Below are 20,093 nucleotides of genomic sequence, written 5' to 3'. Positions count from 1 at the left end.
AGGGGCCGGATTTGTACAAGGTCACGGCCGCCGGCCTCTTGGCCAAAACCCCCGACGGCGTCACCGGTTCGGAACGCCAGATTATGGGCAAAATCCCTGAACTGGCCTTGGGCTATCAGGGCGGCGTTGGTGCTGTCCAAACCTTCGCCGGTAAGTTCGGGATCAAAATCGTCGATTACTGGCACCTGATCGAACAGGGCCTCGACGCTGAGGTGATCGCCCGCGCCGAATGGAATTGGGACACTTGGGGGGAAGAGCGACACAATGAAGACGTCCGAAAATATGGCGACGAGAAATATATCGGGCGTGAGGAATGGTTAGCGTCTGAGGCGATCAAACTCGCCTGGCGCGACCGCCACCGGCAAATCGATCGGCTTTGGGGCGATTGTAATGAGAACGCGAAAGCCGCCATCGAAAAGCCCGGCGCGGTGTTCGGCGCGGGGCAGTTCCTACGCTTCCAAACCCGCACCCATAAGGGCCGACGCTATCTGATCATGCGCCTGCCATCCGGCCAGCTTTGCGCCTATTTCGAACCAGAGATTAGCAAGACCGGCGACGTCACCTGTTTTGCCGTCGACCCGCTCACCAAACAATGGGCGCGCCGCAAACTCTATGGCGGCCTGTTTGTTGAGAATGCGTGCCAATCCATCGCCCGCGATGTCATGGCCCACGCCATGCCAATCGCTGAGGCGGCGGGCTTCGACATTGTCCTCACCGTCCATGACGAAATCGTCTCCGAATGCGACCCCGATAAACGGGTCGAGGATTTGGCGGCCATCATGGCCACCAACCCGCCTTGGGCCGTTGGCCTACCCCTAGCCGCCGCCGGCGCCGAGGCCCAACGATGGGGGAAAGAATGAGCCACGGCGAAACCCTGTCGAACGCGGTTTCCGATTTACGGCGAGCGTGTTTAAGGCTCCGCGAAGCCCGCGGCCTCATTGGCGCGACGCACCCGTTCTACGCGGTCTTAGGCAACGACATTCGCATCTTAGAGCGACGGGCTAAATCTTACGAAGCCAAGGCCGAGGCCCAACGATGGGGGAAAGAATGATTGTCTGGTCTATCTGTTCCGGCATCGATGCGGCGGCCACGGCATGGCATCCGCTCGGCTGGCAAACCGTCTTGCAATGCGAGATTGAGGCGTTTCCCCGTGAGGTGCTGAAACACCGCTACGGCGCCAGTGAAACTGGCGGCAACGGCCCGCGCCTTTACGGCGACTTCAATGATCTCACCGTCGACCAGATTGCCGCCGACGGCATCCCCTGGCCCGATATCATCGTCGCCGGCACGCCGTGCCAGGCGTTCAGCGTCGCCGGCGCGCGGCGCAGTCTTGACGATGATCGGGGCAATCTCACCCTCAAATTCGTGGAGTTCTGCGACCATGTCCGAAATCGATCGGGGCGCGACCCCATCATCATCTGGGAAAACGTGCCCGGTGTCCTCAACACCAAAGACAACGCCTTCGGTTGTTTCCTTGGCGGCCTTGCCGGCGAAGATTGCGCACTCGAACCGCCAGGGAAAAAATGGACGCGCGCTGGTTGTGTGTCTGGACCCGAAAGGTCAATCGCTTGGCGACAAATCGACGCCCAATTTTTCGGATTGGCCCAACGCCGCCGCCGTGTGTTCGTTGTCGCAAGTTCTGGAACCATCGACCCCGCCCAAATACTTTTTGAGTTCGAAGGCGGCCGCCGGGATACTGCGCCGCGCCGCGAAACGGGGCAAGACGTTACCGGCACTCTTACAGCGCGCACTAAAGGCGGTGGCGGCCTCGGAACCGATCTCGACTTAGCGGGCGGCGTGCAGGTGGCCTATGGCGGCAACCGAACCAGCGGCCCACGGGACGTCGCCAGTTCCTTAACCGCCCACGGGTCCGGCACCGGCCGGCTAGATTTCGAAACCGACACCTTCATCGCCCAATCTGTGACAGGGGATATCGCCCCGACAGTGACGGCGGCCAATAACGGTAAGCAATCTAGCGAAGATGGCACAGGCCGGACCCCCGCCGTGGTGGCCTTTCGAACAACAGGCAATGACGGCGCCTACCCAACCGGCGATCAGGTCGGCTCGCTTACGACCGGCACTGACCGAAACGCGCAACTAGTCGCTTATCCGCTTCTCGAAGTGGGCAAGCGAACCGGGAAAAGCACAGACGATAAGCGCGCTGGGCTCGGTGTCGGCGCGGCGACCGACCCGATGTATACCTTGCAGGCGGGCGCCCAACACGGCGTCGGCACCGCTATCGGCGTCCGTCGCCTGACGCCCCGCGAATGCGAGCGGTTGATGGGCTTCCCCGACGACTTCACCCAAATTCCCTACCGAAACAAGGCGGCCGATAACTGCCCCGACGGCCCGCGCTATAAGGCCCTGGGCAATTCCAAGGCCGTAACCGTGGTGCGCTGGATCGGCGAGCGTATCGCTAAGGCGGTGGCACCGTGACCGATATTTACGTCGTACAGCATACAACCCTTGCGGCGGTGTTCTTCCTCGCGGCTGACCTTGAAACGAAACCGAGGCAACGGTTCGCAAAGTTGGCGGGCGGCTGGTTTTTCCTCGCCCTCAGCATTTTTTACGGGCTGACCGAGTACGTGCCGTCATGAACCTGCGCGCCGTCCCTGAAAGCAAGATCGAACGCGAGGTTTGCGCCCATGCGACCAAGCTTGGTTGGTGGTGTTTGAAACTATCCTCGCCTTCAAATCGCGGCATGCCTGACCGGATGTTGGTGAAGGCGCCGGGCCGGATCGTCTTCATCGAATTTAAGCGTTTCGGGAAAAAACCCACCGAGCTACAGGGCTTCATCATCCGTAAGCTTTTGGGCCTGCAATTTCAGGTCACGGTGGTCGACAATATCGAGGACGGAAAGGCGTTTATAGATGGCCTCGCTTAACCGCTCCCACCTACATAGCTACCAAGAGCGCGCGGCCAATTTCATTGACCGCAACCCCTATTGCGCCCTCTGGGTTGATATGGGCTTGGGGAAAACCGTCTCGACCTTAACCGCCCTCCAAGATTTGCGCGATTGCGTGGCGATCGCCAAGGTGCTGATCGTGGCACCGCTTCGGGTCGCGCGGTTTACTTGGCCCGATGAAATCGCCGCCTGGGATCACATCGATCTAGGCCGGGTCGTCAATATGGCGGGCGCGCCCAAGGGCAAACGTGAGGCGCTTTTGGCGAGCCCCCACGATGTCGCGATTATCAATGTCGAAAACCTATCTTGGCTGGTCGCCCATGCGCGTCGGCAAGGCCGCTGGCCCTATGACATGGTCGTCTTGGACGAGGCGTCGCTGTTCAAATCGCCAAGCGCCAAACGGTTTAAGGATCTGCGCAAGGTCTTACCCGAAATCCATCGCCTGGTGGAGTTATCGGGCACCCCGGCGCCGAACGGCTTGCTCGATATCTGGTCGCAACTCTATTTGCTCGATCGCGGCGAACGCCTGGGCAAGACCATGACCCAATATAAGGGCCGGTATTTCGATCAGGATTATTCCGGCTTCAACTGGACGTTGAAAGACACCGCCGCGGCGATGATCCACAACAAGGTGTCTGACCTTGTCTTGCGGCTCTCGGCCGATGATTACCTCGATTTGCCACCCCGGATCGATCACATCGAACGGGTTCAATTACCGGCAAAGGCGCGCAAGCAATACGACACGCTGGAACGCGAGTTCCTGCTCCATCTCGATAATGACGAGGTGGTGACGGCCGTCACCCAAGGCGTGCTGGCGGGCAAACTGCTACAGGCGGCCAATGGGGCGTTTTACCTACCCGATGATGGCGGGGTTGAGCGCATCCACCGGGCGAAACTGGATGCCTTGCGCGAATTGATCGACGCCGCCGCCGGTGAACCAGTTCTCGTCGCCTATAACTACCAATTCGATAAAGACGCGATCTTAGCTGAGTTTCCGCAGGCCCGTGTGCTGGATAAGCGCAAGGCGACAATTGACGCCTGGAATGCGGGCGAAATCCCGATCTTGATCGCCCACCCGGCCAGTGCCGGTCACGGGCTCAACCTACAGGCCGGCGGCTCAATCCTGATCTGGTACGGCCTGAACTGGTCGCTCGAACTGCACGATCAGTTTAACGCCCGGCTCCACCGCCAGGGCCAAACCAAACCGACCCGGATTTACTACATCGCCGCCGACGACACGATCGACGCGGCGGTCCTCCAATCGCTGAAAACCAAAGACCGAACCCAACAAGCACTGCTCGCCGCGGTCAGCGACGCCGCGCGCATCCGACAAACACCTCAACGGTAGGAAGGATAAACACATGCTGAACCCATTTCGCAAAACCATGGGCCTCGCCGGCTTGTTGATCTTGGTGGCGATCGGCCTCTTTTGGGGAACGTCCTTCCTTTGGTTGCCTTACGTTCTCGTCACGCAGGCCGGTTGGAGTTGGCTCGCGGCCGGCCTTGTCGGCTTGGCGCAATTCGGGAACCTCGCAACGATCGTCGCGGCTTCATAGCGCCCGTGCCCACACCCCGCACCAAACCGAAGCTAGATCCCCGGGGTCTCGACCGCATTCAGGCGGCGATGTATTGCGGGTTCGGGTTGGCGGAGTTCGACGAGTATGTCGCCGAGGGTGAGTTCCCGAAGGGCCGGCGTACGAAACGCGGCGAACTGGTCTGGTGCCGGCGGAAGCTTGACGCGGCTCTCGATTGTTTCTTTGATGAAGGGGGCAATCCGTGGGACGCGAGCTAATGGGCAAAATCGGCATCAAATACGTATCGTTCGAGCCGGATCGACACGGCAACGATCGTTACTATTTCAGGAAGCGCGGCCAAAACCGCATCCGCTTACCGGCCCCGGGCGACCCTGATTTCGCGCGCGAATACCAACGTTGCCTTGACGGCCAAGGGGGCCGCGAACAGGGCGTCGTCAAGGGCTCGCTCGGCTGGCTGATCCGCGAATACTACCAATCGGCCGCCTGGGCCGCACTGGGTGATGCAACCAAGAAACAGCGCACCCGCTTCTATAACGAGATACCGGGGAAAGAGAACCCGATCAAACTGCTAAAGCCTCGCCATATCCGCCGCTGGCGCGATGAACGTTCGGCGACCCCATCCATGGGTAACGCCATGTTAAAGGCGCTATCGGTCCTCTTCGATTGGGCATGCGAACAGGATTACCTCGAACACAACCCGGCCAAATCAGTAAAGCGGTTCTCCGCCAAGACCGACGGCTTCCATAGCTGGACCCCGGCCGAGCGCGCGCAATTCGAACGCCACTGGCCGAGTGGATCACGCGAGCGCTTGGCCTATGCGCTGCTCTACTATCTCGCCGCCCGTCGCGGTGATGTCGTCCGCATGGGTCGCCAGCACGTAAAGAACGGTCGGATCGACTACAAACAGCATAAGACCAAACAACGGGTCAGTGTCCCCATTCACCCGGCCTTGCAACATGAATTGGATCAGGTGCCGGCCGATCGATTGACGTTTCTCGTCACCCAATCGGGCAAGGCGTTTTCCGATGCTGGCTTCGGGAATTACTTCCGCGCGGTATGTGATGCCGCCGGGCTAAACCACTGCTCGGCCCACGGTTTGCGCAAATCCATGTCGGACACAATCGCCGAGGCTGGCGGCACCGACCACGAGGTTATGAGCGTCACCGGCCACCAGACAATCGCCGAGGTTCAGCGCTACACCAAGGCCGCCCGACGCGACCGGATCGCCAATTCCGCCATGGATAAAATCAAAAAAGTGTCGCACCTTTCCGAAAAAGTGCGACACGCAGCCGGAAAAGACTAGATAAAACAATAACTTAAAACCCACATGACAATCCCGCCGGGGACGCCACTCCATTTGCCCAGTCATCGACGACTAACGCAGCACATGCACCGAGCAGGGGGCGTGGCGGGCGATGCGGGAGGCGGTGGAGCCCAGCAGGTGATCGCTTAATCCTGGCTTGTGCGAGCCGACGACGATGCAGTCGGCGCTGACCTTGGCCGCATAATCCGACAGCGCTTGGCCAGCCTTGCCTTCCAAGATCACAGAGGTGATGCCGGTATGGCCCTGTAGGCGTTCGGCTAGCATGTCGGCCGTTGCCGCCTGCACCTTGCCCAAATCCTCATCCGAGATGAAAACCCGGACTGATCCCTGCAATGGTTCGGTGACATGAACCGCGATGATTTCGGCCCCATCATCGGCCAGCGCCTTTGCGGCGGTGAGGGCACGATCGGCGATCTGATGCTCAAGCGATAGGGCGACGATGATCTTTTTGTACATGGGATGGTTTCCTCTTCTCGCGCGGCGGAAGGCTAGTGTCTTAGCCAACTGGACCTAGGGATTGGCGCATGATGATTTCGGTTTCGATTTCGACTTTTGACGTTGCCGGCTCGCCATTGATCAGGTGCAGCAATTGTTCGGCCGCGGCCCACCCCATGCGGCGATGGGGGACATGGACAGTGGTTAATGCCGGCTCAACAAAGGTGGAGATGTCGATGTCATCGAAGCCGGTGATGGACACATCCTCTGGCACGCGAAGCTTGAGCTCTTTCGCCCGGCTAATCGCACCCACGGCCAGCACATCGTTACCGCAAATCACAGCGGTTGGGCGTTGGCTGGACTTCATCAATTGATCAAAGGCTTCGCTGCCATCCTGGAAGGTATAGGGCGCCTCAATCACCCGGAGTGCGGTGGCATCAAGGCCAGCCAGCCGCATGCCGTCGCACACCCCCTGCACCCGGTCAGCGGCCCGATCATTCATCGCTGTTAGGCCGGCGATCATCGCAATCCGCTTATGGCCGAGGCCAATGACCTTGGCCGTCAGGTCAGCGGCAGCCCGGGCGTTGTCGAAGCCAACGAAATGTTCATCCGTCTTACCCATATTCCAGGCCAGCACATAGGGCACGCCCCGCTGGCGGAGGAAATCATAGGTCGTCTGGGGTCGGGCAGTGCCAATAAGCAGAAGGCCGTCAGCCCCCCTGGCGATTAGCGCCTTAATCTGCGCCATCTCCTGCTCTTCATCATAACCGGAGCTGGCGACCAGTAGGGTGACCCCGGCATCGGACAACACTTCCTGAAACGACTGAACGCCCCGGGCGAAGATCGCGTTCTCCATCGTCGGGATGACCGCGCCCACGGTGTTGGTGCGCCGGGATGCGAGGGCCCGGCCGCCAAAATCCGGTGTGTAGCCAAGCTGCTCAACCGCCTTCATCACCTTATCGCGGGTAGCGCTCAACACCCGGTCGGGTTCATTCACGCAGCGCGAGACCGTCGCCGTGGAGACACCGGCGGCGCGGGCGACATCATTGATGGTTGGTTTCTGGGCTTGAGCCATTCCTTGAAACTAAAGAGCGCGGGCGTGGATGTGAATAAGGAGCAAGCATTTCTAATGTAAGCGCTTGCATCAGGCAATGTAAGCGCTTACAAAGCTCAGATCACGAAGCCAAGGAGAAGAATAATGAAACAGGGAAAAGGGTTGGCTTTCGTCATCGCTGGCATCCTGTTCGCCGTCTTTGTGGGCAACGTCACCATGGGTGCCGCGTTTAAATCGGGCTTCCTCGGTGATGTCACAGAAATGGTGGTCCTGTTCGGGGCCTGCGTCTCTTTCGTGATTGGCGTGCTGATACTAGAGCGCATGAACAGCGCCGACGGCACCGATATTCCAAACAGGGAGGAGAACCAAAATGACCGACAAGAGGTCACCGGATAACATTCAATCAGCCGAGCGGCGTAATTTCCTAAAGCTGAGCAGCACCGGCGCGTTTACCGCGGCCTTGGTTGCTGGCGCAGCGGGTACGCTGTGGTCGGAAGAAGCCGCCGCGCAAACCGCTAAAGAAGAGCGGGAGCGTGAGAGCGCCGCTGAGCACACCATGACGATTGCAACTGCCTATGTCCTCGGGGCATCGCGCAGCTATCCGATCATGCAGCTCGACCTTAAAGAGAACATTCAGAACGCCACCAACGGCAAAGTCTATGTGAAGCTTGCCCCCGGTGGTCAGCTCGGCGCCGGTGGTGCCCTGGCCCAGGCCGTGCAGACCGGCACGATCCAATGTGCCCAGCACTCCCTGTCCAACTTCGCACCCTTTGCCAGCGTCGTTGACCTGATCAACATGCCGTATTTCTGCGGTTCCAATCAGCGCTTCACCAACTTGGTCTCCTCCGATGCGTGGAAGACTGAGGTGCACCCGAAGATTGAAGCCTCCGGCTTTAAGGCCCTGTTCTATGTAGTGATCGACCCACGGGTTGTTGCGGTTCGCCGTGGCGGCAACAAGGTCCTGACCCCTGGTGATCTGTCGGGCGTTAAGTTCCGCGTTCCAGGCTCAGCTATGCTGCAGCAATACTACCGGATGGTCGGTGCCAACCCGACGCCAGTTGCCTGGGGTGAGACCCCATCGGCGATCAAGCAAGGTGTCGCTGATGCCCTTGATCCATCGGTTGGTGCGCTGTTTGTCTTTGGCTTCAAAGACATCCTGAGCCATGTGACCTTTACCCAGGCTGTGCCTGACAGCCAGGTCTTCTCGGTGAACTTGGAATGGTTCAACTCCCTGCCGGCTGATGTTCAAGCTGGTATCGAGTTCGCCGGTGAGCTAACCGCCCACCAGAACCTCGCCAAGGTTCCATCGGCCCGCGCTTACGCGATGGCAGAGCTGGCGAAAGCCAGTGTTGAGTTCCACCAGCTGAACCAAGATCAGTTGGGTGAGTGGCAAGAAGCTGGTGGTTACCAGCGTTCCGAATGGGACAAATTCAAGGTCGACCTTGCTGGTTCCATGGATACCTTTGCCAAGCTTGAAGAAGCCGCAAGCACCAAGGGACGTTTCTACGTTCACGATGCCTAAGTGAGTTCGGGGCTGGCGCTAGTTTGCCGGCCCCACTCTTCCCCGCCCGAAGAATGGCGGGTGTGCTTGCCAAAAAACCGCTCCGCTTAACTGGAGAGTCCCATGCCGCGCTTTATCGCAGCGTTGGACCGCAATGCAGAACGATGGGCCCTGCTCGTCTTCTACTCAATGCTGGTCGCAACGATGTTCATCGAAGTCGTACGACGCGAAGTCTTTGCCTACTCATCCATCTGGGGTGAGGAGATCGTCCGATATTCCTTTATCTACCTTGCCTGGATCGGTGCTGCCTCGGCGGTGCGTGAGCGGGCGCATATCCGGATTGATGTGATCCTCCAATATGTCGGGCGGCGGGTTAAGGCCCTGCTCTACATCTTCGGTGATCTGGTCATGTTCGGGGTCGCGATTGTGGCGCTCTACTGGTCGTTTGAGACGGTGCTCGTCTCGGCGAAGTTCGGATCAGTTACCCATGGCCTGCGGATCTCCCAGGTCTGGTTCCTCTCGGCGGTACCCATCGGCTTTGCGCTGGTGATGCTTCGCCTTTTCCAATCTTTCCTTCGTGACATCAAAGACCTGCTCGGCGGGCGTGAGGTGTACGAGGGCGACAAGCTCTTTGATTGAGGAACCGCCATGCTTTGGAATCAACTTCAAACTCAAACCATCGAGCTTGGCTGGGACTTCTATGCGCCGGTGATGCTCTTTGTGGTGCTGATTGCCCTCGCCGTTCCGGTTTGGGCCTCCATCGGTGCCTCCGCCATTCTGATGCTGATCATGTCTGGCGCCCTGCCGCTCTCTCTGGTTGGTGAGAGCCTGTTTCACGGCATCGATCACTTTGCCCTGACGGCGGTTCCACTGTTCATCCTGACCGGTGACGTGCTGGTCCGGACCGGGCTGAGCCGTAAGTTCCTCGATGTAGCGGAAGCGCTAACCCAGTTCGCCAAGGGCGGCTTTGGCTCTGCCACCGTTTTGGTATGCGGCATGTTCTCGGCCATCTCTGGCTCTGACGCTGCGGGGGCGGCGGCGGTTGGTCGGATGACCATCGCGCGTCTGGTGGAATCTGGATACCCGCGCCCCTATGCCTGTGCGTTGGTTGCTGCTGGTGCCTGTACCGGCATTCTGATCCCGCCCTCGATCGCCTACATCATTATTGGTCTGGTCCTTGGTATCTCGGCCTCCACCCTGTTTATCGCAGCGGTGATCCCAGGCGTCGCGATCCTGCTCTCAATCCTTGCAACCAACATCATCATGAACCGCCTAACCGGCTGGGAAGGTGGTGGTAATCTGAGCTTTGCTGAATGGGGTAGCAATGTCGTCCGGGCGCTTAAGTCCGGTTGGTATGCCTTCATCGTGCCGGGCATCATCTTCTACGGCATCTTCTCTGGCCGCCTGACGCCGACCGAGGCCGGTGCCGTTGCCGTGGTGGTCACCATCTGCATGGGCTTCATCCTGAAGACGCTGAAGCTTAGTGACTTCCCCGCAATGCTGGTCAGCTCGGCTAAGGTGAATGGTGTGATCCTGCCGATCATCGCCTTCTCCCTCCCGCTGGCGCAGGCGCTCGCCATCCTTGGCGTGCCGCAGGGTTTTGTGGCGGTTGCGACCTCAGTCAGCAGTGAGCCGTGGATCCTGATCATGATGATGGTGTTCATCCTGATCGCCGCCGGTTGCGTGATGGAGACGACCCCAAACATCGTGATCCTGGCACCGATCCTGAAGCCGCTGGCCGACAGCATCGGCATGAACGAGATCCAGTTCTGCGTGATGATGATCACCGCGCTTGGCGTTGGTTTCATTACCCCACCACTTGGACTGAACTTGTTCGTCGTCTCGGGATTAACCGGGGAGTCGATATTGAAGATCGCCTACCGCGCTATTCCGTTCGTGCTGTTCATGCTGATCGTCACCTTGCTGATCGCCTATGTGCCAGCAATCTCGACGACGCTGCTGCCTGAAATCTATCGCTAGGAGGGTTTTGTTGATGCCTCGGAAGTATCTGAAAAAGGCTGAGAAGACCTCCACGACGGATGCCGGATCAGTAACCGAAACCGTGCAGTCCATCCTCAACGAGATTGAGGATGGCGGCGAGGATGCGGCAAAGCGCTTCGCGGAGAAGTTCGACCGGTATGAGGGCAATCTAGTCGTCACGCCGGATGAAATCGGTGAGGCGGCGGAGAAGCTGCCGCAGAAGCTGAAGGACGATATTCAATTCGCCCATGACAATGTCCGCCGCTTCGCAGAAGCACAGCGTAAGACGCTGCAGGATTTTGAGATGGAGGTCGTGCCGGGACTAACCGCTGGGCAAAAATCCATCCCCTGTCAGGCTGCGGGTTGCTACGTGCCCGGCGGCCGCTACAGCCACGTTGCCTCTGCGGTAATGACGGTGACAACGGCCAAGGTTGCAGGCTGTGAACATATCGCGGTCTGCTCCCCACCCCGGCCAGAGGTAGGGATCAATCCTGCCATCCTCTATACCGCTGACCTTTGCGGCGCCGACAGCATCCTTGCCCTTGGCGGGGTCCAGGGTGTCGCCGCCATGGCGTTCGGCCTGTTCGGTGTACCGAAGTCGGACATCCTGGTTGGCCCCGGTAACCAGTTCGTTGCCGAGGCAAAGCGCATCCTGTTTGGGCGTGTGGGCATCGACATGTTCGCGGGCCCCACGGATAGCCTGATCCTGGCTGACGCTGATGCCGATCCAGAGATTGCCGCTGCCGACCTCGTCGGGCAGGCAGAGCATGGCTACAACTCACCCGTCTGGTTGGTGACCGATAGTGAAGCGCTGGCAGAGAAGGTCATCGACCTGGTGCCAAAGCTAATCGCCACCCTGCCTGACCTTAACCGTGAGAATGCGGAAGCTGCTTGGCGCGATTACGCAGAGGTCATCCTTTGCGACAACCGCGAAGAGATGGCGGCAACGTCAGATGAATATGCACCAGAACATTTAAGCGTTCAGGCCAACGACCTCCCTTGGTGGCTTGGGCGCCTTAAATGCTACGGCTCGTTGTTCCTTGGTGAGCAGACGACTGTAGCATTTGGGGACAAGGCGTCGGGGACGAACCACGTGCTCCCGACCTCAGGCGCGGCGCGTTACACCGGCGGCCTGTCAGTGCACAAATTCATGAAGATCGTCACCTGGCAGCAGGCAACCGAAGACGGTGCCCGACCAGTGGCCGAGGCAACCGCCCGCATCTCTCGCCTTGAGGGGATGGAGGGTCATGCCCGCACCGCCGACATCCGTCTGAAGAAGTACTTCCCGGAGACCAATTTCGACCTTACGGCAGTGGAGTGAGGTGACGGGAATGGCAACCAGCCCGGTATTCTCGGTTGAGGGTAAGGTCGCTTGCGTCACCGGCGCGAGCAGCGGCCTGGGCCGCGCTGCAGCCACCATGCTGGCACGCGCTGGCGCCAAGGTTATTGGCCTGGCGCGCCGCGCGGATGCATTGGAAGCCTGGCGATCGGAAACACAGGGTGAAACCGTAGCCATTGCAGCCGATCTTGGTGACCGGGACGCCTTGCCAGATATCTGCCTACAGGTGGCCGATTGCTTTGGTGCGCCCGACATTCTGGTTAACGCCGCCGGGGTCAATCTGCGCGAAAGCGCCGATGACGTAACCGCTGAGGGCTGGGACCAAACCATCCATGTGAACCTCACCGTTCCCTTCTTCCTGGCCCAAGAATTCTCTGGCGCCATGGTGGAGAGTGGCTGGGGTCGCATCGTCAATTTCGCTTCTTTGCAATCACGTCGGGCCTTCCCTGGCGGTATTGCCTATGGCGCCTCTAAGGGCGGCGTTGAGCAGCTGACCCGGGCCATGGCAGAGGCGTGGTCATCATCTGGCATCAACACCAATGCGCTGGCGCCCGGCTTCTTCCCAACCGAATTGACCGGCCCTGTCTTCTCCGATGCTGAGCGCTCGGCCCGCAACGCGGCGCAAACCTGTATCGGTCGGAATGGCGAGCTCAGCGATATCGAGGGGCCGCTGCTCTTCCTCTGCTCCCCGGCCTCAGACTACGTGACCGGTCAGGTGCTGTTCGTTGATGGCGGGTTCACCGCGAAATGAAGGCACTCGTTTACACCGGCAAAGAAGCGCTCGAATACCGGGACGAGGTTGATGCCTCCGAACGCGATGGCGAGATGCTGATTGAGGTCGATGCCGCGGGTATCTGCGGCTCGGACATGCATGCCTATTTCGGTCATGATGAGCGGCGACCAGCGCCGTTGATCCTTGGCCATGAGGCGGCTGGTGTTGTGGTCTCCGGACTTGATAAGGGCCGACGCGTGACCATCAACCCACTGGTCACCTGTGGCAAATGCTCGGCCTGCCTTGCTGGTCGTAACAACCTTTGCGCCTATCGCGAGATTATCTCGATGCCGCCGAGGCCCGGCGCATTTGCCCAATATGTTTCCATGCCACCAGAGAACTTGGTGACCGTGCCCGATGATTTCCCATTGGTGAAGGCCGCACTCGCCGAGCCCCTCGCCTGTGGCTGGCATGCCGTGCGGTTGGCCGGTGAGGCATCGGCCATCCCGCTAACTGAGGCACGTTGTGTTGTCATAGGTGGCGGTGCCATCGGCCTCGCATCGGCCTTATCACTTGCTGCCGCAGGCGCTGAGCGGATTGAGATTGCCGAGACCAATACCCTCCGACATGCCCCCTTGCAGCAGGCCGGACCGTTCACCGTTTTTGATCCAAGCGAACGTTCAGATGGCGATTATGGCCAGATCGATGTGGTGGTTGATGCCGTCGGCTTTGAAGCAACCCGCGCCGCTGCATCACGCATGGCAAAGCCGGGCGGCGTCATCGTCCATATCGGCCTTGGCAGCGGTTCAGGCGGCCTCGATATCCGGCGCCTAACGCTGCAAGAGATCACCTTTATCGGCACCTATACCTACACCCCGGAAGACTTCCGTGAGACAGCGGCCGCGATGTTTAGCGGTCGGCTTGGCGCCCTCGATTGGTTTGAGGTGCGCCCCCTATCCGATGGCGCCTCGGCCTTTGCTGATATCCGGGACGGTCGCGCCGCCGCACCCAAAATCATTCTAAATCCCAAGGACTGACAGGAGATCACCCAATGTCTGAAACCCCGCATCTTCTGGTGCATGAGAAGGCCGACAATGTCGGCGTCGTCGTTGTTGAAGGGCTGAAAGCTGGCACCGATATGCTGTGCTGCATCACCCATGACAACTCAACCTTCCGATTGAAGGCCGGGGATGATGTGCCGATCGGCCATAAGATCGCGCTGGTCGATCTGAAGACGGACGACACCGCCATCAAGTATGGCGAGGATATCGGCAAGATCATCGCCGACATCCCACAGGGACGCCACGTCCACACCCATAACTGCAAAACCAAACGCTGGTAAGGAGACGGACCGATGGCGTCAAAATACTCAAACATGACCTTTAAAGGATACCGGCGTGAGAATGATCGGGTCGGTGTCCGCAACCATGTGGTGATCCTCCCGGTTGATGATATCTCCAACGCCGCCTGTGAGGCAGTGGCCAACAATGTGAAGGGCACGCTTGCGATCCCACACGCCTACGGCCGCCTGCAATTCGGCGAAGATCTGGAACTGCATTTCCGGACCATGATCGGCACCGGCTCAAACCCCAATGTGGCCGCCGTGGTGGTCATCGGGATTGAACCCGGCTGGACCAAGAAGATCGCCGATGGCATCCGCGAAACCGGTAAGCCCGTCGCTGAGTTCTCAATCGAGCAGAAAGGTGATTTCGAGACCATCCGCGCTGCCAGCTGGGCGGCGAAGGATTTCGTCCATTGGGCATCCGAGCTTGAGAAGGAAGAGTGCTCAATCTCCGAGCTTTGGGTCTCAACCAAATGCGGTGAGAGTGACACGACCACTGGCCTCGGCTCCTGCCCGACCGTTGGCAACATGTATGACAAGTTGCTGCCAGAGGGCATCTACGGCGTCTTTGGTGAGACGTCAGAGATCACCGGCGCTGAGCATATCTGCCAAAAGCGTGCCGCCAATGATGAGGTGGGCGAGCGTTGGTACAAGATGTGGAAGGCCTATCAAGATGAGGTGATCTTCGCCCACCAGACCGATGATCTCTCAGACAGCCAGCCGACCAAGGGCAATATTGAGGGTGGCCTAACCACCATCGAGGAAAAAGCTCTCGGCAACCTCGAGAAGATCGGCCGCACCTCCAAATACATCGATATCCTGGAGCCAGCGGAGATCCCGAAATCAGGTAAGGGCCTGTATTTCATGGATAGCTCGTCAGCCGCGGCTGAGTGCGTGACCCTGATGGCGGCCGGTGGCTATGTCATCCACACCTTCCCAACCGGGCAGGGCAATGTGGTTGGTAACCCCATCGTGCCGGTGATCAAGATCACCGCGAACCCGCGTACTGTTCGTACGATGAGTGAGCATGTCGATGTTGATGTCTCGGGCATCCTACGCCGGGAGATGACCATTGATGAGGCGGGGGACGAGTTGATAGACATGATCCGCCGCACCGCGAATGGCCGTTTCACCGCTGCTGAAGCTCTTGGTCACCGCGAGTTCTCAATGACTAAACTCTATCGCAGCGCCTAACTGCGTAACCTAGCCCCCACCGGCTGGTTCGCTAGTCGGTGGGGGGCTTTTTTTGCCATGCCAAACCTATCAATCACCTCTGCCCGCGACCGTGTTGTGGCCCTCTTCCCAGGCTTAATGCTGGCGGTCACGATCTCGGCTGCCTCGATGTTTCTGGCCGGGCATTACGCAGCACCGGTGATGCTGTTTGCCCTGTTGCTGGGCATGGCCTTCAACTTCCTCGCCGCCGACACCCGCTGTAAGCCGGGTATCGATCTATCATCCAAGACGTTGCTGCGGGCCGGTATCGTCTTGCTGGGTGCGCGCATTACCTTCAGCGATATTGCCTCGATCGGCATTACCGGTCTGGTTACCGTGATCAGCCTAATCGGCCTGACCATCGCCTTTGGCTTTGTGTGCGCGCGGCTGTTTAACCGGGGTTGGCGTTTTGGCCTTTTAACCAGCGGTGCGGTCGCGATCTGCGGTGCCTCTGCTGCGCTCGCCCTATCCTCGGTCATTCCGCAAAACGATAAGACCGAACGCAACACGCTGTTCACCGTGGTGGCGGTAACCACGCTCTCCACCGTGGCGATGATCGTCTACCCGATCCTGTTCTCCCTCATCGGTATGTCGGAGATGGAAAGTGGGTTCCTCATCGGTGCCACCATCCATGACGTGGCCCAAGTGGTTGGTGCCGGTTACTCAATCTCAACTGAGGCAGGGGATACCTCCACCATCGTGAAACTGCTTCGGGTCACCATGTTGCCGGTGGTCCTGTTGATCATCGTTCTGGCGCTTGCAACCTCTCCGCGTGAGGGCGGCACCATCAAGCTGCCAGCCTTTGTTATCGGCTTTGTGCTCGTCGCCGCTGCCAACAGCTTCGGCATTATTCCTGAACAGGTGGCGCAGGCGGCGGTCTCCCTATCCTCCTGGCTTCTGGTCACCGCGATCTCAGCGCTCGGCGTGAAAACCAGCATTAAGGCGATGGGCGAACTCGGCTGGCGCCATATCGCCGTCGTTGTGGCCGAGACACTCTTCCTGTTGGGTGCCGCCATCCTGGCGGTGAAGAGTGGGTTGGTCACCCTATGACGACCCCATCCGCCGGTAGTGGTCTAGACACGATCTCGCTGCCAGTTGCAGAGGCGGAGCAGCTGATCGTCAGCGCGCTGAAGTCGAACAATGTCTCAGCGGCCAATGCGCTTAGCGTCGCCAGGGCCCTGGTTGCGGCTGAGATTGATGGACAGGCTGGTCATGGCTTCTCCCGCGTTCAGGCCTATGCCGCCCAAGCCAAGTCGGGCAAGGTTGATGGGCAAGCACAGCCGATTATCGATCGTCCCAAACCGGCCTTGCTGACCATCGATGCGCAGCATGGTTTTGCCTTCCCGGCAATTGATGCCGTGATCGACCAATTAGTGGAGGTTGCGCCAACCACCGGTGTTGCCGCTGCCCTAATCCGCCGCTCCCACCATTGCGGGCAGTTGGGCGCCCATGTGGAACGTCTGGCTGAAGAAGGATTGGTCGCCATAATGGTCTCCAATGCCCCACCAGCGATTGCGCCATGGGGTGGCTCTCAACCGTTCTTTGGCACCAACCCGATCGCCTTCGCTGCCCCACGACTGGGTGAGATGCCGCTGGTGATTGACCTCTCAATCTCGAAGGTTGCACGCGGCAAAGTTATGGCGGCAGCCAAGCAGGGCAAGCCAATTCCAGAAGGCTGGGCGCTGGATATTGATGGCCACCCAACAACCGATGCTGAAGCGGCCCTAGCCGGCACGATGCTACCGGCGGGGGATGCCAAGGGCGCGATGCTGGCCCTGATGGTTGAGATCCTTTGCGCCACCCTGACCGGCGCCAATCAGTCATTTGAGGCAAGCTCATTCTTCGATGCTGAGGGTGCGCCCCCAGGCGTTGGCCACACCATCATCGCCTTTGATCCGGGTGGCATCGCAACCCATGATTTTGGGCCAAAGCTAGAGGTCCTGTTGACCGCCATGACGGAACAGGACGGCGTTAGACTACCCGGTATCGGTCGCGCGGATAAGCGCGCTAAGGCAAAGCAACAGGGCGTCACGATCCCAGCCCATCTGCATCAGGAATGCCTAGACCTGACCTAATGGCACGGCCTGCGCCCCTAACCCTCTGCATTCTTAGTGACCGCCTCAACATCGGCCAGGGTCGGTGGGTTCCAGCCACGGTCTGAGCGGGCGGCAAAGGCCGTATCCTTACCCCGCATCATCTCGTCATTGGCGAGGCCGATCTCCTTGGCAAGCTCGATATAGGTCTTGTTCTCATGGAGCGGGATGTCCGGGTCATAAACGCTGGCAAGCGCCGCGATGGTTTGCCGGTCATAATCGACAAATTGTCGGGCTTTGCGCTCAGCCTGGAACGGGTGCACGCCCATGGCCTCAAGCGTTGAGCGGGCGGCACGCACACCGCTATCAAAGGTTTCCCGAATGATATCCCGGGCACCGGCGGCATAGAGCTCGTAGACATGGGGTCGGTCCACCGCCCGCGCGACCACATGAACATGCGGATAGGCCTTGTGAACGTAGTGCACCAGCTGGGTGATCTGCTCTTTGCCATCAATGGCGACGACCAGCACCTTCGCATGCTCAATCCCCGCCGCTTCCAGCAAATCAGGCCGCGTGGCATCGCCGAAATAGGCGCGGATACCAAAGGTACGAATAAGGTTCAGCTGGGCTGAGCTGTAGTCGACCACCACGGTTTCATAGCCGAGGCCGCGCAGCATGCGGTTTATGATTCCACCAAACCGACCATGGCCAGCGATGATGATCGAACCCTGATGCGGCGCCTCACCATCCTCCTCGACCTCCTCCGCGGTGAACATGGGCGCAATAACCCGGTCATAGAGAATAAACAAACCAGGGGTCAGCAGCATGGAAAGGGCAACGACGAGCAAGAGCTGATCGGCCAAAGGCTGCGGAACAACCGAGCTGGCAACGGTGAGGGATAGAAGGACAAAGCCAAACTCACCAGCCTGGGCAAGGCCCAACGTGAACAACCAGCGATCAGCCCCACCCACCTTAAAGATCACCGCGAGCACGAACAGCACGGCAGCCTTCAGGACCATCAGACCAAAGGTCAGCAGCAGGGTTTGATCCCAGCCCTCAGCCAACAGGGCAAAGTCGATGCTGGCCCCAACGGTAATAAAGAACAGGCCGAGCAACAGCCCCTTAAACGGCTCAATATTGCTCTCCAGCTCATGGCGGTACTCGCTATTGGCCAGCACCACACCGGCAAGAAAAGTGCCGAGGGCTGGCGATAGTCCGACAAGGGTCATCAGCAAGGCAACACTGATCACCCAAAGCAGCGCAGCAGCGACCAATATTTCACGCAGCCGGGCAACCGCGATGAAGTTAAAAGCCGGACGGGTCAGCAGCGATCCACCCAGAATAACGGCCGCAATGGCGCCAAGGGTGACCAGAGCCTGGGCCCAGGCGGGCAGGCCATCAACCAGGCTCATGGAACCATGGCCGCCATGATCATCATGGCCGCCACCATGACCATGTCCGTGATCGTGACCATGATCACCGCCATGGGACTCACCGGTCGGCATGGCTGCATGGGGATCGGCATGGAGATCAGCGGGAGCTCCGGATGCCATGGTATCCGCAAGCTCTGGCAGGGCGAGCAATGGGATCAGCGCCAGCATCGGAATGACGGCGATGTCCTGGAATAGCAGGACCGAGAAGCTGCTCTGCCCGCCATCGCTTTTCATCAGCCCCTTCTCACTCAAGGTCTGCAACACAATCGCGGTCGAGGAGAGACAGAGGACAAGACCAACGGCCACCGCCACACTCCAGGACAGGCCAAGAGCCATACCGATCCCGGCGACCAATGCCGCCGTAGCGCCAACCTGCAAACCGCCAAGGCCCAACAGCTTGGCCCGCCGTTCCCAAAGGACCTTTGGCTCAAGCTCCAAACCGACGAGGAACAGCATCATGACGACGCCAAACTCGGCGAAGTGCTGGATGCTCACCACATCCACATTGAACGCGGCCAATAACGGGCTGATCGCGATACCGGCGATCAGATAGCCAAGCACAGAACCGAGGCCGAGGCGCGAGGCAATCGGCACCGCAATCACACCGGCCACCAGGAAGACGAAGGCGAGGAAAAGCAGTTCACCCATTACTTGGTCCCCCGAATTGGCAGGGTTGCGTAAGTCACCGATTGCAGGGCATCGGCAGCATCAAAATCGTAATTGTCGTCGCGGATGGCGGTCAGCAGCCGCTCATACCCCGCCACATGGGGGGCAACCTCACCATCCACCGGTGCCTTGAGAGAGGCGTGCAGGACATAGGGTGCGGTGAACCGCATCTGGCAAAGGCGCGCGGTCTGTTCCAGCGGTGTCAGGAAGGTGCGAAGGGGAAAATTCTGATACCCATCGGGCGTGTAGGCATCCTCCGGACCCGCGGCGGTTAGGGCCAGCATCATGGTCTTACCGGCCAGGCGATCACCGCCTGAGCCATAGGCAAAGCCATGCTCAAGAACCAGGTCGATCCACTCCTTAACCAGCGATGGGGTGGAGTACCAAAACAGCGGAAACTGGAAGAGCACCACATCAGCAGCAAGCAGGCGCTCCTGCTCCAAACTCACATCAATGTGGTGGCGCGGATAGGCATGATAGAGGTCAATGAAGGTGATGCCCTCAACAGCTGCCGCGGCCTCGGCCATGGGTCGGTTAACCCGTGAGGATTGGTGCCCGGGATGGGCGTAATAGACCAAGAGTGATGCCATGGGGGTTCCTTCAGCGCGGGGTATGCGCTGAC

Annotated in this window: 21 protein-coding genes; 17 read left to right on the top strand and 4 right to left on the bottom strand. The window is 59.4% G+C overall.

Features of this window, described 5'->3' with window-relative positions:
- Window positions 1-1,035 precede the first annotated feature (1,035 nt).
- From KI792_12640 to KI792_12615, 6 genes are all read left to right on the top strand, one after another.
- Window positions 1,036-2,436, top strand: a complete 1,401-nt coding sequence (locus tag KI792_12640) for a DNA cytosine methyltransferase (protein ID MBV6633865.1) — start codon at window positions 1,036-1,038, stop codon at window positions 2,434-2,436.
- Window positions 2,433-2,597, top strand: coding sequence for a hypothetical protein (locus tag KI792_12635; protein ID MBV6633864.1), 165 nt, complete (start codon window positions 2,433-2,435; stop codon window positions 2,595-2,597). Before KI792_12640 ends, KI792_12635 begins: the two co-directional genes overlap by 4 nt.
- The gene (locus tag KI792_12630; GenBank protein MBV6633863.1) at window positions 2,594-2,884 is read left to right on the top strand and encodes a VRR-NUC domain-containing protein; all 291 of its coding nucleotides are present in this window, start codon (window positions 2,594-2,596) and stop codon (window positions 2,882-2,884) included. The genes KI792_12635 and KI792_12630 overlap by 4 nt, the downstream gene beginning before the upstream one ends.
- Entirely contained in the window at window positions 2,871-4,253 is a 1,383-nt protein-coding gene (locus KI792_12625) for a DEAD/DEAH box helicase (GenBank protein ID MBV6633862.1), read from the top strand. Before KI792_12630 ends, KI792_12625 begins: the two co-directional genes overlap by 14 nt.
- Window positions 4,254-4,266: 13 nt before the next feature.
- The gene (locus KI792_12620; protein MBV6633861.1) at window positions 4,267-4,461 is read left to right on the top strand and encodes a hypothetical protein; all 195 of its coding nucleotides are present in this window, start codon (window positions 4,267-4,269) and stop codon (window positions 4,459-4,461) included.
- Window positions 4,462-4,696: 235 nt separating this feature from the next.
- Window positions 4,697-5,743, top strand: a complete 1,047-nt coding sequence (locus tag KI792_12615; protein MBV6633860.1) for a tyrosine-type recombinase/integrase — start codon at window positions 4,697-4,699, stop codon at window positions 5,741-5,743.
- Window positions 5,744-5,815: 72 nt separating this feature from the next.
- Here the strand turns inward: KI792_12615 and KI792_12610 are convergent, their stop codons facing one another.
- Window positions 5,816-6,220, bottom strand: a complete 405-nt coding sequence (locus KI792_12610) for a universal stress protein (protein MBV6633859.1) — start codon at window positions 6,218-6,220, stop codon at window positions 5,816-5,818.
- A 40-nt stretch (window positions 6,221-6,260) separates the two neighbouring features.
- Window positions 6,261-7,274: a LacI family DNA-binding transcriptional regulator gene (locus KI792_12605; GenBank protein MBV6633858.1), complete on the bottom strand. Its 1,014-nt coding sequence runs from the start codon at window positions 7,272-7,274 to the stop codon at window positions 6,261-6,263.
- Window positions 7,275-7,397: 123 nt separating this feature from the next.
- Between KI792_12605 and KI792_12600 the strand changes: the two genes are divergently transcribed.
- From KI792_12600 to KI792_12550, 11 genes are all read left to right on the top strand, one after another.
- Window positions 7,398-7,649, top strand: coding sequence for a hypothetical protein (locus KI792_12600; GenBank protein ID MBV6633857.1), 252 nt, complete (start codon window positions 7,398-7,400; stop codon window positions 7,647-7,649).
- The gene (locus KI792_12595; GenBank protein MBV6633856.1) at window positions 7,624-8,775 is read left to right on the top strand and encodes a TRAP transporter substrate-binding protein; all 1,152 of its coding nucleotides are present in this window, start codon (window positions 7,624-7,626) and stop codon (window positions 8,773-8,775) included. The genes KI792_12600 and KI792_12595 overlap by 26 nt, the downstream gene beginning before the upstream one ends.
- A gap of 102 nt (window positions 8,776-8,877) precedes the next feature.
- A complete protein-coding gene (locus tag KI792_12590; GenBank protein MBV6633855.1) occupies window positions 8,878-9,393 on the top strand; it encodes a TRAP transporter small permease in 516 nt (171 codons plus the stop codon).
- 9 nt (window positions 9,394-9,402) lie between these two features.
- Window positions 9,403-10,734: a TRAP transporter large permease gene (locus KI792_12585; protein ID MBV6633854.1), complete on the top strand. Its 1,332-nt coding sequence runs from the start codon at window positions 9,403-9,405 to the stop codon at window positions 10,732-10,734.
- Between the two features lie 13 nt (window positions 10,735-10,747).
- Entirely contained in the window at window positions 10,748-12,055 is a 1,308-nt protein-coding gene (gene hisD / locus KI792_12580) for a histidinol dehydrogenase (GenBank protein MBV6633853.1), read from the top strand.
- 10 nt (window positions 12,056-12,065) lie between these two features.
- A complete protein-coding gene (locus KI792_12575) occupies window positions 12,066-12,824 on the top strand; it encodes an SDR family oxidoreductase (GenBank protein ID MBV6633852.1) in 759 nt (252 codons plus the stop codon).
- Window positions 12,821-13,822 (top strand): alcohol dehydrogenase catalytic domain-containing protein, encoded by a 1,002-nt coding sequence (locus tag KI792_12570; GenBank protein MBV6633851.1) that lies wholly within the window; start codon window positions 12,821-12,823, stop codon window positions 13,820-13,822. Before KI792_12575 ends, KI792_12570 begins: the two co-directional genes overlap by 4 nt.
- A gap of 14 nt (window positions 13,823-13,836) precedes the next feature.
- The gene (locus KI792_12565; GenBank protein ID MBV6633850.1) at window positions 13,837-14,127 is read left to right on the top strand and encodes a UxaA family hydrolase; all 291 of its coding nucleotides are present in this window, start codon (window positions 13,837-13,839) and stop codon (window positions 14,125-14,127) included.
- Window positions 14,128-14,139: 12 nt separating this feature from the next.
- Window positions 14,140-15,321 carry a UxaA family hydrolase gene (locus KI792_12560; protein MBV6633849.1) on the top strand — a complete coding sequence of 394 codons (1,182 nt, stop codon included), beginning with the start codon at window positions 14,140-14,142 and terminating at the stop codon, window positions 15,319-15,321.
- 57 nt (window positions 15,322-15,378) lie between these two features.
- Window positions 15,379-16,389: a putative sulfate exporter family transporter gene (locus KI792_12555; GenBank protein MBV6633848.1), complete on the top strand. Its 1,011-nt coding sequence runs from the start codon at window positions 15,379-15,381 to the stop codon at window positions 16,387-16,389.
- A 32-nt stretch (window positions 16,390-16,421) separates the two neighbouring features.
- Window positions 16,422-17,414 (top strand): Ldh family oxidoreductase, encoded by a 993-nt coding sequence (locus KI792_12550; GenBank protein MBV6633847.1) that lies wholly within the window; start codon window positions 16,422-16,424, stop codon window positions 17,412-17,414.
- A gap of 17 nt (window positions 17,415-17,431) precedes the next feature.
- Here KI792_12550 and KI792_12545 read toward each other — a convergent pair whose 3' ends face one another.
- Together KI792_12545 and KI792_12540 are read right to left on the bottom strand one after the other, a co-directional pair.
- Window positions 17,432-19,453, bottom strand: coding sequence for a cation:proton antiporter (locus KI792_12545; protein ID MBV6633846.1), 2,022 nt, complete (start codon window positions 19,451-19,453; stop codon window positions 17,432-17,434).
- Window positions 19,453-20,061 (bottom strand): NAD(P)H-dependent oxidoreductase, encoded by a 609-nt coding sequence (locus tag KI792_12540; protein ID MBV6633845.1) that lies wholly within the window; start codon window positions 20,059-20,061, stop codon window positions 19,453-19,455. Before KI792_12540 ends, KI792_12545 begins: the two co-directional genes overlap by 1 nt.
- Window positions 20,062-20,093 lie beyond the last annotated feature (32 nt).

This window comes from Alphaproteobacteria bacterium SS10, assembly GCA_019192455.1.
In the GTDB taxonomy this organism is placed as follows: Bacteria; Pseudomonadota; Alphaproteobacteria; order TMED2; family TMED2; genus TMED2.
The sequence above is the reverse complement of the archived record's forward strand: the minus strand, read 5'-3'. Positions and strand labels throughout refer to the sequence as shown.

Bases quoted from the DNA above. Each gene is read 5' to 3' on its own strand.
- KI792_12640 (MBV6633865.1), top strand. From the start codon at position 1,036: ATGGGGGAAAGAATGATTGTCTGGTCTATCTGTTCCGGCATCGATGCG.
- KI792_12630 (MBV6633863.1), top strand. From the start codon at position 2,594: ATGAACCTGCGCGCCGTCCCTGAAAGCAAGATCGAACGCGAGGTTTGC.
- KI792_12625 (MBV6633862.1), top strand. From the start codon at position 2,871: ATGGCCTCGCTTAACCGCTCCCACCTACATAGCTACCAAGAGCGCGCG.
- KI792_12620 (MBV6633861.1), top strand. From the start codon at position 4,267: ATGCTGAACCCATTTCGCAAAACCATGGGCCTCGCCGGCTTGTTGATC.
- KI792_12615 (MBV6633860.1), top strand. From the start codon at position 4,697: ATGGGCAAAATCGGCATCAAATACGTATCGTTCGAGCCGGATCGACAC.
- KI792_12610 (MBV6633859.1), bottom strand. From the start codon at position 6,220: ATGTACAAAAAGATCATCGTCGCCCTATCGCTTGAGCATCAGATCGCC.
- KI792_12605 (MBV6633858.1), bottom strand. From the start codon at position 7,274: ATGGCTCAAGCCCAGAAACCAACCATCAATGATGTCGCCCGCGCCGCC.
- KI792_12600 (MBV6633857.1), top strand. From the start codon at position 7,398: ATGAAACAGGGAAAAGGGTTGGCTTTCGTCATCGCTGGCATCCTGTTC.
- KI792_12595 (MBV6633856.1), top strand. From the start codon at position 7,624: ATGACCGACAAGAGGTCACCGGATAACATTCAATCAGCCGAGCGGCGT.
- KI792_12590 (MBV6633855.1), top strand. From the start codon at position 8,878: ATGCCGCGCTTTATCGCAGCGTTGGACCGCAATGCAGAACGATGGGCC.
- KI792_12585 (MBV6633854.1), top strand. From the start codon at position 9,403: ATGCTTTGGAATCAACTTCAAACTCAAACCATCGAGCTTGGCTGGGAC.
- hisD (MBV6633853.1), top strand. From the start codon at position 10,748: ATGCCTCGGAAGTATCTGAAAAAGGCTGAGAAGACCTCCACGACGGAT.
- KI792_12575 (MBV6633852.1), top strand. From the start codon at position 12,066: ATGGCAACCAGCCCGGTATTCTCGGTTGAGGGTAAGGTCGCTTGCGTC.
- KI792_12570 (MBV6633851.1), top strand. From the start codon at position 12,821: ATGAAGGCACTCGTTTACACCGGCAAAGAAGCGCTCGAATACCGGGAC.
- KI792_12565 (MBV6633850.1), top strand. From the start codon at position 13,837: ATGTCTGAAACCCCGCATCTTCTGGTGCATGAGAAGGCCGACAATGTC.
- KI792_12560 (MBV6633849.1), top strand. From the start codon at position 14,140: ATGGCGTCAAAATACTCAAACATGACCTTTAAAGGATACCGGCGTGAG.
- KI792_12555 (MBV6633848.1), top strand. From the start codon at position 15,379: ATGCCAAACCTATCAATCACCTCTGCCCGCGACCGTGTTGTGGCCCTC.
- KI792_12545 (MBV6633846.1), bottom strand. From the start codon at position 19,453: ATGGGTGAACTGCTTTTCCTCGCCTTCGTCTTCCTGGTGGCCGGTGTG.
- KI792_12540 (MBV6633845.1), bottom strand. From the start codon at position 20,061: ATGGCATCACTCTTGGTCTATTACGCCCATCCCGGGCACCAATCCTCA.